This is a genomic window from Chamaesiphon polymorphus CCALA 037, assembly GCF_003003845.1.
GTDB lineage: Bacteria > Cyanobacteriota > Cyanobacteriia > Cyanobacteriales > Chamaesiphonaceae > Chamaesiphon > Chamaesiphon polymorphus.
In genome coordinates this window covers 1-17,338 of sequence record NZ_PVWO01000070.1, presented here as the reverse complement: position 1 = coordinate 17,338, position 17,338 = coordinate 1, and the positions used below count along the sequence as shown (strand labels likewise).

The window sequence follows — 17,338 nt, the reverse complement described above, 5'->3', positions numbered from 1 at the left end:
AAAGATGGACTTGGTTTACAAGGACAGCCGATGCCACCGCCAGCAATGACGAGGAACTGATTGAAACCACCTCGGCTGGAAGTACCGTCGTTCCAACCGATTCTGACGCCTTGGGTACCTAATGCTGTCGCATCGTTGTCAAATCTAGCTAGCTGCGCGCCACCATTTTTTTCGGGAACGGAGTAAACGGTGGTAATGCCTTTACCTCTGACATTTGACTCTAGATAGAGGGTATAGGGAGTACCCGACTTGAAGGTGAATTCTGCGAACGGCTTTCTAACCGCTTTACCAGAAGTACCTGCATAGTTTCTACCGGGACGATCTTGAGCGCGAGCTTCGTTGATGAGGGGAGTTTTTTCGCCAGTTGCCAGGTTCAATACCCCAAAGGTCGATTGAGCGGCATTATTAGATTTCAGAAATTGAAATTCAATAATTGTATCGCGATTGAATTGAATGGTTTGGTTGTTAAATTGTTCGGCAGCACTAGCAGATGGGATGAGGGTACCGAACGCTGCTGTTGTGACAGTCGCACAGCCGATCGCTAATTGCTGGAATTTGGATATTGTTTTCATAGTTTTCGAGTCTAACTTGCTAATAGTCGATTGACGATCGTCTCAGTCGTCCGCAGCCATTGGCTCTAAATTAAGCTGGCACAAAAGGGCGATGGTAGAATCGCCCTTCCATCGGGACTGTAACTTTTAGGGGTTAATGGGTACTGCTTACCACAAGGAGGTATCTACAGTTCTCGAAGTAGCACTTCTCTCGCTCTTGACAGATTCGATAAACTGACGTGCTTCGGCTTTAGCCGCAGCGAGTTCTGCTGCTGCTTTGGCTTCGGCTTCGCGGGCTGCTACTAGTTCGGGGCTGGGAGTATTTGTAGCGGGAGTCGAACCGATAGCCTCAGCATCAGGACAACCGCAGCTTGCGAGATCGGCAACGCCTTTGTCTACCGAGTAACGAACGGGGCCAGGATCTGGTGCAGCCGTTGTAATTGATTCGAGTCGGGTTACTTCTGCTCTTGCTTGAGAGAGATTAGCCTCAAGGGGCTGAAAGCTTTGAACGAAACCGTCGATTCTGGCCGTCGTGGCTGGCGATATGCCGCCAGGGCCGATCGGTTGGGGAATACTAGGGTTATTAATGGTTGTAACATTAGTGCCACTAGCATTACTGGCATTTGTGGGGGCGATCGTTTGGGCGATGAGGAAAGTACCTCGCTGGCCATTTTTGCCGTTGAATTGTTCGGCGGCACTAGCAGAGCTAGCAAAACCACCTAAGGATGCTGCAACGATTGCGCTACAACCAAAAATTACTGCCGGAGATTTAGAAATATTTAGCATTGACATTCAGCCTTGCTTGATAGTGAATTATCGATCGTTGAAACGGGTGCAGACTATTGACAATTACCATTATGTGGTAATTGTCTCATAACTTTTAGAAATTAAAAGCTAAACTAGCACCTAAAATAAATCTAGCTCCATCGCCAGCTCCGGTAATATCCCGAACGGCAGGAGTGATTACCAAGGGGAAGTTATCGAATGGTGCTACCGATACGCCTGCGGCTAAATCTTGACCCGTCCACTCGACGACCGCGCTGACTGGTCTGGCCACCCGCACGCCGACCGAACCAAAGACATTGAGTCCGCCACGATCGAGAGGTGCATTGCGATCGAATGGTAAGAATACACCACTACCGACCCCAGCCGTTAAGGCCAAGCGGCTGAATGGTTGATTGATATCGTCTACCGTCCGTAGAATTTTGGTACCGACTAAATAATAGGAGTTGTTGGGATAGTCAGAGGCACCGTTACCATTTCTACCACCACCAAATTGAACTTTGGCAAATTGGTTCCAGCCGATGGCGACAGCACTATCTTCACCGATGCGTTTGTGCAGCTTGGCGTTGAATGCGCCGCTACCAAATCCAGCACTAGAACCGAAACTATTGAGACTGTAAGATATTTCAGCACCGATCGAGTTAACTGCATCGCCTAAACCAATCCCAATCCCAGCTTCACCGTCGGAAGTCTGTGTAAACCTGGTGCGACTTTGGTAACTTACAGAGAGAAAGACGAGGTTTTTATCGGCACCAAACCCAATCGGGTTGAAAATCGAAAAAGCTGGAGAAGATTTGGGCTGAAAAGTGTTGGCGTTGTCTTGAGGGGGGGGATTTTTTAGCTCGTTGAGCTGATTTTGGATGTCCTGAGTTTCCGAACCGCTGGGGGGTGCTGGAGTTGTAGCTGGTGGCGTGGTGGGCGTGTCGGTGGGAGTTGGGGGTGGTGGGGGCACTTGACCGAGCAGATTATTGGCGATTATTGGTGCTGCTGTGGGTGCATGGTAATCGGTACTGGAGAGTCTACCCAAACTAGCTGCGTTACCAGTCGCGATCGGATTATTACTGCTGGATTTGATTTCTGGGCTAGCATAAGTAGCTGATGCACTATATAAAGGCATCATACAGCAGCCAATGTACCACATTAATCGCTTCATATTGAAATTTCCCGGATATTTTAAAGAGCTGATGCGTAAATTTCTTGTAACTAACTTGGAGATTCGATCGTGTGTACTCGAAGTCCGAACTAAAACGCCGATCTAAATTCAACGTTAATATGCTTCGTATATTTTTCTAAATACTAACACGATCGTGATGAGGATCGTCAGCCATATTACTCAATCGAGAGCTAGTCTGAGTATACTTTTGATGCCTAATATTGGCAAGGATACAGTCGAGCTAGCAATCGTCAATTGAAATAACCAGGAGTTATCTCAATTGACAGATCGGCATCGAGATCGAGATCGACAACAATAATATCTCATTGCAAAGTTAGAAGCTGTAGACGATAGATTTAAGCTAGAGAGCGCGGTTGAGAGTTGAAGGCCGAACACATCTATTGGTAACTTCAGCAAAGGTGCTACTCCAGATCCAATATTTGTATTGCTAGAATTCCAACTTTACTAATCGATAATTTATACTATCGATCGGTAGAGAGGTTGATATCTTAGATTGTACCCATTGGACGATCTAAAATCGCCAATATGGATGTAGAAACACGCGCTAATCTATCTTTGCAACATATTCATGAAAATAAATATGCTAGTTAAATTGTGCCCACTGAATTGCCTAAATTAACATACGGCAAGAAATTATCTAGAGTATATCTAGATACGGTAAATGACCGCTGGCGACCGAGATCGGTTCCAAGTGCTTAATATGAGATAATTTAGATCTATAAGAGCCGAGCGATCTAATCGCAAGGCTGCTCTCGCCCTTGCGCTCCCGAAGAGGGTATCCCCCAGTAGAATCCAAATTATAATGTCAACAGCGATCGCGACCTCCAACATCAATGCCTTTCCCCTGAGTGCGGTAGTAGGACAAGAAGCTATCAAAATAGCACTGCTACTAGCTGCTGTCGATCCAACCTTGGGCGGAGTCGCGATCGCTGGCGGTCGTGGTACGGCTAAATCGGTCATGGCACGGGCAATTCACTCGCTCTTACCCCCGATCGAAATTGCCGTTGGCGGGGTCAGCAACTGCGATCCGCAATCGCCCAGCGAGTGGGATGATAGTTTATTAGCCGTGCGGGCATCAGATCCCAATTTAGAATTACAGACCAAAATCGTACCAGCTCCCTTCGTCCAAATTCCCTTGGGCGTGACGGAAGATCGGCTCTTGGGGTCGGTAGATTTGGATAAATCGGTGCAGGCGGGAGCCTCGGTCTTTCAGCCAGGACTGCTGGCACAAGCGCATCGGGGCGTCTTATATATCGATGAAATCAACCTCCTCGACGACCAGATCGCCAACCTGCTATTGAGCGTCCTCACTGATGGGCGCAATCAAATCGAACGCGAAGGAATCAGCTTCCAACATCCCTGTAAACCATTGCTGATTGCCACCTATAATCCCGAAGAAGGTGCCTTAAGAGAGCATTTGCTCGATCGCATCGCAATTTCGCTATCGGCTGATGGCATCCTGGATATCGACCAACGCGTGCAAGCAGTTGGTCAAGCGATTTCCTACTCCTCGTCGCCTCAAGCTTTTCTCACCCAATATACCGAAGAAATCGACAACCTCAAGACCCAAATCCTGCTAGCGCGGGAATGGCTCAAAGACGTCCAGATTACCCAAGAACAAATTACATATCTAGTTACCGAAGCCCTCCGTGGCGGCGTCATGGGGCATCGCGCCGAATTATTTGCCGTGCGCGTCGCTAAAGCCGCAGCAGCACTAGAAGGGCGCACGAATGTCAATGCTGACGATCTGCGGCGCGCAGTAGAACTAGTCATTGTGCCCCGCGCGACGGTGATTCAGACCCCACCAGAGGAAAATCCACCCCCACCACCGCCGCCACCCCAACAGCCTCAAGACCAATCGGAGCAGGAGCAAGACGAGCAAGAAGAAGAGGAAGATCGCGACGACGAGCCAGAAAATGAAGACCAACCGGAAGAACCGCCGAATATTCCCGAAGAATTTGTCTTTGATATCGAAGGTGTAATTTTGGACGATACGATCCTCGCTTTTGCCCAATCCGCCCAACAAAAACAGGGCAAATCCGGCAGTCGTAGCCTGGTATTTTCTGAAGATCGGGGTAGATATGTCAAACCGATTTTACCAAAGGGTAAAGTCCGTCGGATTGCCGTTGATGCCACCTTGCGAGCCGCTGCGCCCTATCAAAAGTCGCGCAGAGTGCGACAACCCGATCGCAAAGTCATCGTCGAGCAAGGCGATATTCGCGGCAAGAAATTAGCCCGTCGATCGGGTGCTTTGGTAATATTTGTAGTCGATGCTTCGGGTTCGATGGCTCTCAATCGGATGCAATCGGCTAAAGGTGCCGTGATGCGTCTACTCACGGAAGCTTACCAAAATCGCGACCAAGTAGCGTTAATTCCCTTCCGAGGCGAACAAGCGGAGGTATTATTACCGCCGACTCGATCGATCGCGATGGCCAAACGCCGCCTCGAACGTCTGCCATGTGGCGGTGGTTCGCCATTAGCACATGGTTTGACTCAAGCCGTGAGAGTCGGTGTCAACGCTCAGAGTTCGGGTGATGTCGGACAAGTCGTCATCGTCGCCATTACCGACGGACGAGGCAATGTGCCGCTAGCACGTTCCTTGGGCGATACAATTCCACCTGAGGAGAAACCAGATATCAAGCAAGAGTTGTTAGATATTGCCGCACGAATTCGATCGATCGGGATTAAATTACTCGTCATCGATACCGAAAATAAATTTATCTCGACGGGATTTGCTAAAGAATTAGCCAAACAAGCTAATGGTAAATATCATCATCTTCCTAAAGCTACCGAACAAGCGATCGCAGCTACCGCCATGAGTGCGATCGGGGATATGCGGTAATTTTATAACTTATTAAAAGTCGTGACTTTATCGAAACAGAAAGCGAGAGCGATTATTATTGACGATCTGGAGTATCGATGGTTGGTCAAACAATCAGGAGACGAACCCGCACTCGATCTAGAAGTTTTTGTCCAAACAGCAGAAAATCCTGGTCAAACAATCTTTACCCAGATCGAACATGGAAAGATCGTGTCTATTTCACCTAGGTTCGTCAGAGAATTCATTCTATATGCTCTCGATCGAGGCTGGCAACCATATCAAAAAGGAAAAATCACCTATTATGAATTTGCACCAAGCAAACTAACTAACTAATTTATGCCATCTTCCACCCCTGAAACCTCAATCAAGCCACTACTCAAGTGGGCTGGAGGCAAAAGATGGCTGTTGCCTACATTGCTAAAGCTATGGCAACCAAAAGATGGTTGTCGTTTGGTAGAACCTTTTATGGGCAGTTTATCTGTAGCCTTAGGCTTGAAACCAGAGCGCGCGTTACTAAATGATGCCAATATTCATTTAGCGAATCTTTACCATCATCTCCAACAAGGATTAGTAGTAGAGATCGAGATGAAAAACGATCGCGAGTTTTACTATGAAATGCGATCGCAGTTCAATCAACTAACTCGTGCGGGTAAATCTCAAACTAGTGAAGCCGCCCAAATTTTTTACTATCTAAATCGGACAGGATTTAATGGGCTGTGTCGATTTAATAATAGTGGCGAATTTAACGTCCCCTTTGGGCGGTACAAAACAATTAATTATGCGACTGATTTTAGTGAATATCAAGCCGCTTTATACGCATGGGATATTACCGTCGGTGATTTTGAATGCTTAAAATTAGAGCCAGATGATTTTATTTATGCCGATCCGCCCTATGATGTGCAATTTACTAAATATAGTCAGGATGACTTTAAATGGGAAGATCAAATCCGGCTGACTCGATGGCTGGCAAAACATCCTGGTAAAGTTATTTTATCTAATCAATCAACCGATCGAATTGTCGATTTGTACCGAGATTATGGGTTTACTATCGATATAGTAGATGCACCCAGACGCATCTCTTGTAATGGCGATCGTCGCCCAGCCAAAGAAGTCATAGCGTACAAGGGGTTTTCGATCGATGTCTAAAATTGGTGTTAATACAGGAAAAGTATTCGAGCAACTGTTTGATACAGTGTTGCCAGCACAAGGTTACCGAATCTTAACTAAAGATGAGTATTCACCATTTTTAGTTCCAACTATCAGTGGTGGAAAGCATCTTCCAGATCGAGTGATAGAAACTCCCGATTTACGCTGGTTAATTTTATCAAAGAAATGGCAAGAGACAGCAGGAACAGCCGAGCAGAAAGTTCCTTTTGAAATCATCAAGTTAATTGATGCCATCAAAAATAGTAATGGTAGATTTCCTTATGCCTACTTAATTATCGGAGGAGAAGGTTGGAATCCTAAGTTAAAAGAAGCTTATCTGAATGGAGATTTTAATGAATATATTAATGGAACAGAACTGGTGAAAGTTGTCAATCCAGAACGTTTTCTTACATTGATTAATCGTAAAAATTTATAGATCCAGATATAGTGATGGGCAATGCCCACCACTATATTTAAGACAAAATCATACTTCCGAACTTCGAGAAAATAGTCCTAAAATTGGGCCGAGAATTGCACCAAATACAAATCCGCCTGCATGTGCCCAATAAGCAACGCCGCCGTTTTCCATACCAACATTAGTACGTGCGCCAAGCGTGGCAAAGCTATATAAAGCTTGTTGAAAGAACCAGATTCCTAAGTAAAAATAAGCAGGAATTCTCGTAAAAAATGGGAAAATCCCGATCGGAATTACCGTTCTGACACTGACATTGGGAAACCGAATGATATAAGCTCCCATCACGCCCGCGATCGCACCACTAGCACCTAATGAGGGTACCTGCGAACCTTGACTGAAAAACCATTGAGCTAAACCAGCCAGTACGCCACAGGTTAGATAAAAGAATAAAAATTTTACATGTCCTAATTGGTCTTCTACGTTATTACCAAAGATCCATAAGAACAACATGTTTCCCGCAATGTGTGCGAAGCCACCATGGAGAAATTGCGATGTAATCAGGGTTAATATTTCGGGTGGCTCTCCACCGCGTAACATTGGATAAGGAACTCCAGTAAGTGCGCCCGTCAGTTGTTGCGGCACGATCGCCCATTGATAGAAAAAGTTAGTCAAACCGCGTTCGGAGAAGCTCAACTCATAGATAAATACGAGAACGTTAATCGCAATTAACGTGTAGGTGACAAACGGCGTAATTCTGGTGGGATTGTCATCATCGATTGGAAACATATAAAGACAGAGGATAGGGGATAATAGATACCGACCGAGCAAATGTCGGATCGAGCCGATCGATTTGAGCAATTTGTAGGGGATAGAAGATCGATCCCAGTCTCATCTTGTCATCTCGATCGATCTCATGGGCGACAAATATTGCTCAAATACTAATAATTTAACATCCGCCCCTTCTATCCTTTGGCGTCTAGCTCTGTACCAAAAAACGACAATTTTCTAGTTCCTAATGGGATTGCCTCGATCTAGTCTTCTACAGCGTAAATCTAGATATCAATCTTCCTCGATATCTTCTACTTCTGTCTCGGCAGGAAGGGCAGCGACGATCGCATCGATCACTCGTCCGACGGGAATAATTTCCATCCCCAAATCGGCAAAATGCTGGTGTCCTTTGGGCACGATCGCGCGTTTGAAGCCCAGTTTAGCTGCTTCTTTGAGGCGTAACTCTAGTTGCGATACTTGCCGCACCTGTCCGCCCAAACCGATTTCGCCGATTAGGATCGTAAAAGGAGCCACCACTCGATCGCGAAAACTCGCCACGATCGCGATCGCCATCCCTAAGTCTACCGCTGGTTCGGAGACATTTAGCCCCCCAGCAGAAGCGACATAAGCATCTAATTTTGAGAGCGGAATCCCGACGCGTTTTTCGAGTACGGCCAAAATTTGCGTCAAACGATTGTAATCGATGCCCGTACCCGCGCGTCTGGGCGATGGATAACTAGTTGGACTGACTAAGGCTTGTAACTCTACCACGATCGGTCTAGTGCCCTCGCAAGCGACGACAATTGCCGTACCTGGAGCCATCCCCTGGCGATCGCCTACAAACAGCTCAGAAGGGTTGTCAACCTCTCTCAATCCTCGATCGACCATCTCGAACACCCCCACTTCGTGAGTGGCTCCAAAGCGATTTTTGGTGGATCTCAGCAGACGATGGGAGGCAAACCTGTCGCCTTCAAAATATAAGACGGTATCGACTAAATGTTCTAATACTTTTGGCCCCGCGATCGCCCCTTCTTTGGTGACATGTCCGACAATTAACAGGGTAATATCTTCCCGTTTGGCGACTTTCATCAACGCTGCCGTACATTCTCGCACCTGAGCGACAGAGCCTGCGGCAGAGGTCAACGCAGGGAAATAAACTGTTTGAATACTGTCGATCACAGCAACGTGAGGGCGCAGCGATTCTAATTCCCGCAGAATTTCTTCTAAATCTGTCTCGGCTTGGACGTATAAATTTGCGCCATCGGCTACTGTTAATTGTTTTGGTACTTCAGCCGCTCCATTTGCCTCGATTTCCTCGCTCGTGAGTTCGCCTTTGGTACCTTCGACTCCCAGTCGTGAAGCTCTAAGTTTGACTTGTTTGCCCGATTCTTCTCCACAGACGTATAACACCCGATAATGTTTGGACATCAAATTGGCAGTCTGAAGCAGCAGCGTAGATTTACCAATCCCCGGATCGCCACCAATTAAGACTAGCGAACCCGGAACGATGCCACCGCCCAAAACGCGATCGAGTTCGCCAAACCCAGACGCCCAGCGTTCTTCTTCACCATCGATAATTTCGGGGAATGTTAAGGCTGCGAGAGGATGCGGCTGCTCGTCACTCGATCGAGCATTGGCAGGCTTGACACCAACTCCCCTAGAAGTAGACGGCGGTGCTTGTTCGATCAGCGAGCCATAAGTATTGCAGATCGGGCATTTTCCATACCATTGTGGGGATGTCGATCCACATTCATTACAGACATAGGAAGTACGGGGCTGTTTTGCCATTATCTAGGTGTAGAGGGTAGAGGGTAGAGGGTACCGACAAGTTGGTTGGACTCCGTTTGAGGTTGGTTTACCCCCCTAACCCCCTTCATAAGGGGGGCTTTCTCTGGCTCCCGGAGGGCTGGGGAGGGGTAACACAGACTACGCAGCAACTCACATAACTTGTCGGTACGCGATAGAGTAAAGGGCGTCTTAAGTGGCGATCTCAAAACTCCACTTCAAAACTGTTCGGCTGAGGCGAACATTTAAAGATTCGCCTTTAGCTGAGATAAATAGACCAGATTGTTAAAAAATATTAATGGGTTTTAACTGGCAATCGACGCAATTCCGATATCTGAAGGGGTTTGACTGCACCAATTTAGTTGGGATTAATGATAATCTTAATCTTAGGATGTTAAAAGTTAACGTTAAAAAAATTACCACTATACGATAGGAGCTTTGATAAGCTTGGAAAATCATAAGGAAACTATTCTGGTCGTTGATGATGAGGCTAGCATCCGCCGCATTTTAGAAACTCGCCTCTCCATGATTGGCTATGATGTAGTTACAGCGGCTGATGGGGAAGAAGCCCTAGAAACTTTTCGCGAAACCTGTCCCGATCTCGTCGTGCTCGATGTGATGATGCCCAAGCTCGATGGCTATGGGGTGTGTCAGGAGCTACGCAAAGAGTCTGATGTGCCGATTATCATGCTCACGGCGTTGGGTGATGTCGCCGATCGCATTACCGGGCTAGAATTGGGTGCGGATGACTATGTAGTCAAACCCTTCTCCCCCAAAGAATTGGAAGCGCGGATTCGATCGGTATTGCGGCGGGTAGATAAAAATGGACTCAATGGAATTCCCAGTTCGGGAGTGATCCAGATTGCCACAATCAAGATCGACACTAATAAACGTCAAGTTTATAAATGTGACGAACGGATTCGACTCACCGGGATGGAATTTAGTCTGCTCGAACTGCTCGTGAGTAGATCGGGCGAAGCTTTTTCGCGATCGGAAATTCTCCAAGAGGTTTGGGGCTACACTCCCGAACGTCATGTCGATACTAGAGTCGTGGACGTCCATATTTCTCGGCTCCGCGCCAAATTAGAAGAAGATCCTAGCAACCCCGAACTGATCCTTACCGCTAGAGGTACGGGGTATTTATTTCAGCGCATTATCGAGCCTGATGAAATCTAGGGATTAGAGGTCATAAATCGGAACGTGTAAAGTAAAAGAGTGGGCATAGCCCTACTCTAGTATTTTCATGTGTCCGGTTTACCATTTTAGTCTGTTTGAACTAATAAAATCTAGGTCTGGAGCTGTTGATGAAAACAGATAATAACCGCATTGTCAGACTCGTGCCGATCGTCGCGGGAAGTATCGCAGGCACCTTATTGATGGTAAATCGGTTGCTGACTCCAGAATTGACCGATTCACAGGCGCGATCGGATGCAGTGGGCGTCATCTTAACAGCAGTCTTAATTTTGACGGGATTGCTATGGCAACAAGTCCAACCCCGACAACCCGACAGCGTTATCTTAGAGGGAACAGAAGGATTTGAACTGTTGCCAACTTTACCAGACGATCTTAAAACCGAATTAGCTTGGGCATCACATCTGCTGCTGACAAATACGGTGACTCGATCGATCGTCATTTACTATCGCGGGCAAGTCTTACTCCGGCGAGGGGTTTTAGCACCAAAAGCCGAAGTCACACCTGGTGCGATTCTCAATCTAGTTTTGAGCAAGCAAAAAGCAATTTATTTAGTGGATACAAAAATCTATCCCGGTAGATTTGAATTCGATTATTTACCACCCAACACTCAAGGGATTATTTGCCAGCCCTTGGGGGCTGAAGGGGTCGCGATCTTAGGGGCAAATGCCCCACGCAGTTATACCAAACAAGACGAAACTTGGATCGAGGGAATTGCCAATAAATTGGCAAACAGTTTGGAGTCGCTCTCGACAATTGCCCCTACCACCACAAAGCCAAACGATAAAAATTGAGTATTTCTACCTTTATCGCCTCCAAAAATTAGAGATTAACGACAAAAATTTTGCCTTAATAGTAATTTAGCCAATTATTAAGTGCATAATGAAACTAACATCCAGCTAATTCAATCATGGCTAAAACTAAACTAGAATCTGCTCCCAAAGCTCGTAAAAGTGCCGCAACCGAGACAGCTATATCTGCCCCAAAAGCAGAAAAATCGGCAAAAGTAGTCGCAACGATCGAAGCTCCAACTGAAGTTGAGGCTGCCCAAACACCGCTCGCGGGTAAGGCTTTACTCCAAAGAGTCAAAGAACTGTCTCATCTAGCTAAGCGGGAAACTGCCAAACAATGTGGCTATGTAAAAACATCGGCATCTGGTGGCATCCGCACCGATCTATCTGGTTTTTATGATGCGGTACTCGCTGCTAAAGGCGTTAAGTTAGACGAAACTAGTAGAGACAGTCGTGGCAAAGTTGCCACTTATAAAGCCACCATTCACAAAAATGGTCAGTTGCTGATCGGTTCTGCTTATACCAAAGGGATGGGTCTCAAGGAAGGCGATACCTTTACAATTAAGCTCGGCTACAAGCATATCCATTTAATTCAGGATAATTAAGCTTGGCTACAAGCACATCCATTTAATTCAGGGCAAGCGATCGCGGCATCATAGAAAGTCTAGCTATTACTCAATCGATCGATGTATTGGTAAACCTGAATGTCGATCGAAGCTTATCGATCGGCTGATGGTGATGGTAAGAATTTATTGGTAATAGATTTCATCGCCACGAAGAAATCGGCTACTTGCAACTGTAAATGCTCTCAAAATTTAGCGAAAAGGCAATTTAACGAAATGCCGCCTCGATTCTAAATTTTGCGGGCATTTTACGTGCTAGTGTGAGACATTACAATGGCAACAAGTGGATCTGTCGATCGTCTTAGTTAGCTAACATCTATAGCAGTGGTTGTGCATCAATTCTGAATAGTCAGGAGTATTTGGTACTTCCTCACCCCAAGCATCGACATCAAACCGCTTTTTATGAACAGCCATCTGCTCGCACGGAACTGTATACTCTTTGTTCTTGGCTATTTGAGCTAGTTGATGAGTTATTGGTTAGACTTTTTAGTTAACATGCACCAGTCGATGAGATAGTAGTATCACAACGCACAACATTGACTTAAAATAGAAATACGGCTTTAGATAGAAGCTAAAGCCGTATCCCAAAAACAAAATACTTTCTATTAATTAGGATAGCATATGTCTGAAGAACGTTTCGATCGCCTTGAGAGTCAACTAGCACAGATAATTCAGGCTATTGGTACCATGCAACAGAACATGGCTACCAAGCAAGACTTAGCTCTTGTCGGGCAAGAAATAACTGCTCTAGAACAAAACATGGCTACCAAGCAAGACTTAGCTCTTGTCCGGCAAGAAATAGCTGCTCTGCAAAACAATCTTAATGCTCTTCGTGAAGATGTTGTCAGCCTCCGCTATCGGATCGATAGTGTAGAAGGTGCTGTTTCAATTGTCATTCGCAATACATTTACAGCCCACCAAAACTTTGGGATCTTCATTACTTAGTATGCTGATTTCCGCCCAGATTGATAGCTAACAAGGGATTGAGCCTAAAATCTATTATTGTTAGATTTTTCAGCCATTTTTGGCTTAGCAGTAAGGATTTCGGGTCAAAAAGCTGAGACTAGCATACCAGGTGATGAAGAGCCAAACTTTGTAGACGATCTAAACTTCGATCTGACCAATAGCGAACGTAGAATTCGCCGTCTAAGTCGCCGTGTTACTCGGTTAGAACGCCAAGATCTGGACGATTAGATTAATTGATAATTGATAATTGGGTTGATAGAGTAGGAATTTAAACCCCACCCTCACAATAAGCGACCTAAACAGTGGGATATTTCAACGCCTGTTCCTTGTTAAACGTTGACAGGCGCAAATCGCGGCCTTTTCTTAACTAGTAGATTAAATGTCTAAAAGCCGATTATCCCTGCTTGAATTTGAATAGCAAGAACTGGGTAATTTGACGCTTGGTGAAGTTATTATCGCTAACTAGCAATAATATCTGACTGCCGTCAGGAAGCTTAGGGCCTAGAGCCATGCCTTCAAGATTATCGAGGTAGATATTTAGTTGCTGGAGATCGAAGGCTAATTGTTTTTTGATGGGTTGAATGGTGGTATTCCCTTTAAAGCTGGCAATTTTGCTAGTATCGGTAGCACCTGCGGGGGTAGCTTGAAAGATTTTCGCACTAAAGCCTGCCAAACCGAAAGAGCGTTCGAGGGTCAGAAAATGACCGCTAGTATCGATCGACACAATTTCGGGCAAACCATGCTCGACAGCACCTAATGGCGGCGGATCGAGTTGATACATGTGCTCGCTGATCGCATCGGGACGATTGCTCAGGAGGTAGTGCAGCCAGCGATTTTTAGCACCAGGAATCTTGCCATCTTCGCCAACTTTGGGTGCTATTTTATCTTGCATCAAGGCCGATTCGGTCACGGCAAATAGTCGCAGTGGTTCGCCGCTAGCCGGAAGAGTACCCGTCGGACTGAGTGTCATGCCTTCAAATGCCAGATTATTCTGCACGCCGCGTTTGGCTTCGGTATCGGGGAGATAACGCGCGGGAATGGGTAAAGCTTGTTTGACTCGCCCAGTTTGAAGATCGAATTCGTTGATAAATGGTGGAATATTCCGACTGCGATCTCCTTCACTAGAGATAAATACTGATGACTCGGAGGTTAAGGCAATAGCTTCGGTATCGGTTTCCCATTTGAGGTAGGCTTTGCCATTGGCATTTTTGAGCGACGTTACATCCGTGATGTCTACTTTATTAAATTTGACTTGTGGGCTTTTAGTATCGAGATCGAGTTTGAGCGTGTAAAATCGAGCTGGAGCCTTATCATTACGATCGTCAGAAATCGCGTAAAACCTGTCGCGCTGTCGATCGTAAGTCAATCCCGACAAGCCCCCAACGGGGGTATTTTTGACCTGAAAATCGTAGGGAATCTTGTATTCGCCGATATACTCGATCGAAATCTTACTGAAGATCCTACTACTAGCCTCGCTGGGCAACTCCGAACTACAAGAAGTCAAAAAGATCGCAATCCCCACCAGACATAACAAAGCTCCGAAAGAGACAGTCCCCGCTAAAATCCAACTACCGAATTTTTTGCGTTGAGAATTGGGGTTTTTATCTAGAGTCATATCGATTCTGGGTAATAATACATAATTAAAGACGCCGATCGTGGTCTGCCAACCCATTATTTACAGTTTAAGACTCTGTGCCCCCTAAAACACCACGCTCGCTTCTTAGAGCAATTCAGAACCAATCTAGCCGCGATCGACGATCGACTAATTAACACATGTCTTTATCTACCTTGTCCGTTCCTAATAATATCAAATTCGATGAAGCGATCGAGCTGACACAAGCATTCTTGCTCCAGCTTAAAAAACAGGAGTTGACACCCGCTCAAATTCAAGATTTTGTGTCCGAGTTAGTCCAAACTGCAAATGGTGCGCGGGGATTTTTTGTCACTTATTTGACTTCTCCCGATCCGATCTGCGACGAGCCTCAGCCAGAAATTATCGCCGCGCTCCACGCACATCCAGAAGTTGCTGCTGACTTACTCGTCAAAAATATCGCGATGTCTACCGCTCAACAAATCTATCACCAGCGACGCAACGATAGCGACATGGCAACATCTTCAGCGACTGTAGCCGCGCGGACGACTAAAATTATCCAACAATTAAACCTGCCACAAATTTGGGATATGTGTCGGGAATTAGTCGCTAGTATCGAGACTGGGACTGGTTCGTACAGTGATTTTTTAACTCGCTGGGGTTACGATGAGGAACAGAAAACCGCGATCGCGCAGGCAGTTGCACCGCTTAGTGTATAAGTCGATTCAGGATAGAACAGCGATTGAAATCGCCGCTGGCGATCAAAGTCTGCCTACGCAGACTAATTAAATAATTAGAAAATGTCCTCACGCCCTTGGCTATTAATAGATATCTCAGTCCGCGTAGGCGGACTTTGCATCACCAGCAACGACTTCTAGTCGTTGTGCTCTTTACAACCAAAAAAGAGGTCGGATACCCGACCTCTTTTCATGTTTATGCGATTAATAATTAAAGTAATCCAGTATTAGCACCCTGTTTGCCAGTGGCTAACTGAACTTTAATGATTTTACCGCCCATTTTCATGATTCGCTGTTGTTCGCGGAACCAGCTATCATAAGGTACTAATTTAGTAAAATAAGTATTTTGTAATTCGCGCTGAGTTCTGATGCGAGTTTGGCTGGGAACGCAGGCGGTGACTTTGAACATCCGCATGTCGATGGTTCTCCTATTTTTATATTTTGGATAAACTATACTAATTTTCGCACTTTTCGGTCGCCGATGCTTTAATAAAGGTTAGGAGATCGGGACTCGATCGCAATACTTTACTTATGTAATGAGATAATCTCAATCGATCGCGAAATTCAAAGCTCTAAATACATCAAAGTCTGGGAGTCAAACGTTAATTTTAGACCGTCAAAACTTACCTTAGTTAAACTAGATAAGCTGCTGAAGAGCTAATACTCACATTGGACTTCCCAGACTCGACTTTTTTATCTAGATCGGAAATAAGTTTGTTAACTTAGATGACTAGCTCAAGCCAGAACAGATGTAGTCTAAGTAAACACCCATTTCTTTACCAGCATCAGCACCAACTAAGCTAGCAGTAACTTCTTTGATTGCTTGGATTGCTTGAACGGTAGCAGCAACAGGTACTCCCAAGGAGTTGTAAGTTTCTTTCAAACCGTTGAGAACGCGCTCGTCCAAGATGGAAGGGTCGCCAGCTAGCATTGCGTAGGTAGCATAACGGAGGTAGTAGTCTAAGTCGCGGATGCAAGCAGCATAACGACGAGTGGTGTACATGTTACCACCGGGACGAGTGATATCCGAGTACAACAAGGATTTAGCTACAGCTTCTTTAACGATGGTAGCAGCGTTAGCACTGATCGTACCAGCCGCACGAACGCGGAGTTCGCCAGTACCGAAGTAAGCTTTGAGCTTGTCTAACGAGGAGGAGTCAAGGTATTTACCTTGAACGTCGGATGAATTGATAACAGAAGTAATTGCGTCTTGCATTTTCCTAAATTCCTTATCTAGTCTCTAGTTGCTTATGTTGCGAAATATAATCGGACTTGTGAATAAACTAGTTTGGAACTAGCTCATTGCACCGATTAGGTAGTCGAAGTAAGCACCAGCTTCAGCAGCGTCTTCACCAGACATCATTGAAGTAGCAGCATCTTTCATCGCACGGACGCCAGTCGCAACGCCATCGATAGGAGTACCTAAAGATCTGTACATTTCACGCACGCCAACTACACCGATTTCTTCGATCGGAGTAACATCACCAGCAACTACACCGTAAGTGATCAAACGGAGGTAGTAGTCGAGGTCGCGCAAGCAAGTTGCAGTCATTTCTTCGCCGTAAGCGTTTCCACCTGGGGAAACAACATCAGGACGTTGTTGGAACAGTTTGTCGCCAGCACCTTTAACTAGACGCTCGCGAGAGTCAGTTAGGGTTTGAGCGATGCGGAGACGGCGTTCGCCAGAAGTGACGAAGGTTTTGATCCGATCTAATTCGCCTGGGCTCAAGTAACGAGCTTCAGCATCTGCATTGACGATCGCTTTGGTGACGATACTCATTGTGGTTTTGCTCCAAAAAAGTTTGTTACCAGACTTATGTTAACTGGCTTAGTGCCATTAGGTCTGAGGCCGATCGCGATCGCTCACAGTTAAGTATGAGTTAGTCGCGATTTGTATACCTTCCGCAAACATTTTCCGGCATTATTACTAGTTTCTGAGTAAAGTCTTAATAGTTTGTAACGATCGGGGCTGGGAGGGTGGATGGGTGGATGAGTG

General features: G+C 45.8%; 19 protein-coding genes and 1 pseudogene. 10 read left to right on the top strand and 10 right to left on the bottom strand.

Annotated features, from left to right (window positions below):
• The 3 genes from C7B77_RS07930 to C7B77_RS07920 all read right to left on the bottom strand — a co-directional run.
• Nucleotides 1-572 (bottom strand): hypothetical protein (locus C7B77_RS07930; RefSeq protein ID WP_106302498.1); only part of this gene is annotated, 572 nt, incomplete at its 3' end.
• A 147-nt stretch (nt 573-719) separates the two neighbouring features.
• The gene (locus C7B77_RS07925) at nt 720-1,343 is read right to left on the bottom strand and encodes a hypothetical protein (RefSeq protein WP_146138230.1); all 624 of its coding nucleotides are present in this window, start codon (nt 1,341-1,343) and stop codon (nt 720-722) included.
• A gap of 88 nt (nt 1,344-1,431) precedes the next feature.
• Nucleotides 1,432-2,487, bottom strand: coding sequence for a hypothetical protein (locus tag C7B77_RS07920; RefSeq protein ID WP_146138229.1), 1,056 nt, complete (start codon nt 2,485-2,487; stop codon nt 1,432-1,434).
• An 823-nt stretch (nt 2,488-3,310) separates the two neighbouring features.
• On the opposite strand from C7B77_RS07920, the gene bchD reads away from it, so the two are divergent.
• Genes bchD through C7B77_RS07900 form a run of 4 tightly spaced genes read left to right on the top strand, consistent with a single transcriptional unit; the run spans nt 3,311 to nt 6,911 of the window.
• On the top strand, nt 3,311-5,350 hold the full coding sequence (gene bchD / locus C7B77_RS07915; protein WP_106302489.1) for a magnesium chelatase ATPase subunit D: 2,040 nt from the start codon (nt 3,311-3,313) through the stop codon (nt 5,348-5,350).
• Nucleotides 5,351-5,371: 21 nt separating this feature from the next.
• Complete coding sequence (locus C7B77_RS07910; RefSeq protein WP_106302486.1) at nt 5,372-5,662, top strand: hypothetical protein; 291 nt, start codon at nt 5,372-5,374, stop codon at nt 5,660-5,662.
• A 3-nt stretch (nt 5,663-5,665) separates the two neighbouring features.
• The gene (locus tag C7B77_RS07905) at nt 5,666-6,475 is read left to right on the top strand and encodes a DNA adenine methylase (protein WP_106302483.1); all 810 of its coding nucleotides are present in this window, start codon (nt 5,666-5,668) and stop codon (nt 6,473-6,475) included.
• Nucleotides 6,468-6,911 carry a PD-(D/E)XK nuclease superfamily protein gene (locus C7B77_RS07900; protein WP_106302480.1) on the top strand — a complete coding sequence of 148 codons (444 nt, stop codon included), beginning with the start codon at nt 6,468-6,470 and terminating at the stop codon, nt 6,909-6,911. The genes C7B77_RS07905 and C7B77_RS07900 overlap by 8 nt, the downstream gene beginning before the upstream one ends.
• 48 nt (nt 6,912-6,959) lie before the next feature.
• On the opposite strand, the gene C7B77_RS07895 is transcribed toward C7B77_RS07900, so the two are convergent.
• The 3 genes and pseudogenes from C7B77_RS07895 to cas5 form a co-directional block, all read right to left on the bottom strand.
• Nucleotides 6,960-7,676, bottom strand: a complete 717-nt coding sequence (locus C7B77_RS07895) for a rhomboid family intramembrane serine protease (protein ID WP_106302477.1) — start codon at nt 7,674-7,676, stop codon at nt 6,960-6,962.
• Between the two features lie 273 nt (nt 7,677-7,949).
• A complete protein-coding gene (radA, locus tag C7B77_RS07890; RefSeq protein ID WP_106302474.1) occupies nt 7,950-9,446 on the bottom strand; it encodes a DNA repair protein RadA in 1,497 nt (498 codons plus the stop codon).
• Nucleotides 9,447-9,449: 3 nt separating this feature from the next.
• Nucleotides 9,450-9,515 (bottom strand): annotated as a pseudogene (cas5, locus tag C7B77_RS31860) (CRISPR-associated protein Cas5); the annotation flags it as partial.
• Between the two features lie 375 nt (nt 9,516-9,890).
• On the opposite strand from cas5, the gene rpaB reads away from it, so the two are divergent.
• From rpaB to C7B77_RS07865, 5 genes are all read left to right on the top strand, one after another.
• Complete coding sequence (gene rpaB, locus C7B77_RS07885) at nt 9,891-10,619, top strand: response regulator transcription factor RpaB (RefSeq protein ID WP_015160902.1); 729 nt, start codon at nt 9,891-9,893, stop codon at nt 10,617-10,619.
• 125 nt (nt 10,620-10,744) lie between these two features.
• Nucleotides 10,745-11,428 carry a cofactor assembly of complex C subunit B gene (locus C7B77_RS07880; RefSeq protein ID WP_106302471.1) on the top strand — a complete coding sequence of 228 codons (684 nt, stop codon included), beginning with the start codon at nt 10,745-10,747 and terminating at the stop codon, nt 11,426-11,428.
• 116 nt (nt 11,429-11,544) lie between these two features.
• A complete protein-coding gene (locus tag C7B77_RS07875) occupies nt 11,545-12,030 on the top strand; it encodes an AbrB family transcriptional regulator (protein WP_106302468.1) in 486 nt (161 codons plus the stop codon).
• 639 nt (nt 12,031-12,669) lie between these two features.
• Nucleotides 12,670-12,993 (top strand): hypothetical protein, encoded by a 324-nt coding sequence (locus C7B77_RS07870; RefSeq protein ID WP_106302465.1) that lies wholly within the window; start codon nt 12,670-12,672, stop codon nt 12,991-12,993.
• A 57-nt stretch (nt 12,994-13,050) separates the two neighbouring features.
• Complete coding sequence (locus C7B77_RS07865) at nt 13,051-13,242, top strand: hypothetical protein (RefSeq protein ID WP_106302462.1); 192 nt, start codon at nt 13,051-13,053, stop codon at nt 13,240-13,242.
• A 166-nt stretch (nt 13,243-13,408) separates the two neighbouring features.
• Here C7B77_RS07865 and C7B77_RS07860 read toward each other — a convergent pair whose 3' ends face one another.
• On the bottom strand, nt 13,409-14,686 hold the full coding sequence (locus C7B77_RS07860) for an esterase-like activity of phytase family protein (protein WP_245894111.1): 1,278 nt from the start codon (nt 14,684-14,686) through the stop codon (nt 13,409-13,411).
• A gap of 101 nt (nt 14,687-14,787) precedes the next feature.
• Between C7B77_RS07860 and C7B77_RS07855 the strand changes: the two genes are divergently transcribed.
• A complete protein-coding gene (locus tag C7B77_RS07855) occupies nt 14,788-15,324 on the top strand; it encodes a hypothetical protein (RefSeq protein ID WP_106302459.1) in 537 nt (178 codons plus the stop codon).
• 229 nt (nt 15,325-15,553) lie between these two features.
• Here C7B77_RS07855 and C7B77_RS07850 read toward each other — a convergent pair whose 3' ends face one another.
• From C7B77_RS07850 to apcA, 3 genes are all read right to left on the bottom strand, one after another.
• Nucleotides 15,554-15,757 (bottom strand): phycobilisome linker polypeptide, encoded by a 204-nt coding sequence (locus tag C7B77_RS07850; RefSeq protein ID WP_106302456.1) that lies wholly within the window; start codon nt 15,755-15,757, stop codon nt 15,554-15,556.
• A gap of 315 nt (nt 15,758-16,072) precedes the next feature.
• Nucleotides 16,073-16,558, bottom strand: coding sequence for an allophycocyanin subunit beta (apcB, locus tag C7B77_RS07845; RefSeq protein WP_015160896.1), 486 nt, complete (start codon nt 16,556-16,558; stop codon nt 16,073-16,075).
• Nucleotides 16,559-16,636: 78 nt separating this feature from the next.
• Nucleotides 16,637-17,122 carry an allophycocyanin subunit alpha gene (apcA, locus tag C7B77_RS07840; RefSeq protein ID WP_106302453.1) on the bottom strand — a complete coding sequence of 162 codons (486 nt, stop codon included), beginning with the start codon at nt 17,120-17,122 and terminating at the stop codon, nt 16,637-16,639.
• Between the last annotated feature and the right edge of the window lie 216 nt (nt 17,123-17,338).

What these genes read in the sequence shown, in the direction of transcription:
- C7B77_RS07920 (WP_146138229.1), bottom strand. Translation starts at nt 2,487, where the DNA reads ATGAAGCGATTAATGTGGTACATTGGCTGCTGTATGATGCCTTTATAT.
- C7B77_RS07870 (WP_106302465.1), top strand. Translation starts at nt 12,670, where the DNA reads ATGTCTGAAGAACGTTTCGATCGCCTTGAGAGTCAACTAGCACAGATA.
- apcB (WP_015160896.1), bottom strand. Translation starts at nt 16,558, where the DNA reads ATGCAAGACGCAATTACTTCTGTTATCAATTCATCCGACGTTCAAGGT.
- C7B77_RS07905 (WP_106302483.1), top strand. Translation starts at nt 5,666, where the DNA reads ATGCCATCTTCCACCCCTGAAACCTCAATCAAGCCACTACTCAAGTGG.
- C7B77_RS07850 (WP_106302456.1), bottom strand. Translation starts at nt 15,757, where the DNA reads ATGCGGATGTTCAAAGTCACCGCCTGCGTTCCCAGCCAAACTCGCATC.
- bchD (WP_106302489.1), top strand. Translation starts at nt 3,311, where the DNA reads ATGTCAACAGCGATCGCGACCTCCAACATCAATGCCTTTCCCCTGAGT.
- apcA (WP_106302453.1), bottom strand. Translation starts at nt 17,122, where the DNA reads ATGAGTATCGTCACCAAAGCGATCGTCAATGCAGATGCTGAAGCTCGT.
- C7B77_RS07875 (WP_106302468.1), top strand. Translation starts at nt 11,545, where the DNA reads ATGGCTAAAACTAAACTAGAATCTGCTCCCAAAGCTCGTAAAAGTGCC.
- C7B77_RS07855 (WP_106302459.1), top strand. Translation starts at nt 14,788, where the DNA reads ATGTCTTTATCTACCTTGTCCGTTCCTAATAATATCAAATTCGATGAA.
- C7B77_RS07860 (WP_245894111.1), bottom strand. Translation starts at nt 14,686, where the DNA reads ATGGGTTGGCAGACCACGATCGGCGTCTTTAATTATGTATTATTACCC.
- C7B77_RS07895 (WP_106302477.1), bottom strand. Translation starts at nt 7,676, where the DNA reads ATGTTTCCAATCGATGATGACAATCCCACCAGAATTACGCCGTTTGTC.
- C7B77_RS07900 (WP_106302480.1), top strand. Translation starts at nt 6,468, where the DNA reads ATGTCTAAAATTGGTGTTAATACAGGAAAAGTATTCGAGCAACTGTTT.
- radA (WP_106302474.1), bottom strand. Translation starts at nt 9,446, where the DNA reads ATGGCAAAACAGCCCCGTACTTCCTATGTCTGTAATGAATGTGGATCG.
- C7B77_RS07925 (WP_146138230.1), bottom strand. Translation starts at nt 1,343, where the DNA reads ATGTCAATGCTAAATATTTCTAAATCTCCGGCAGTAATTTTTGGTTGT.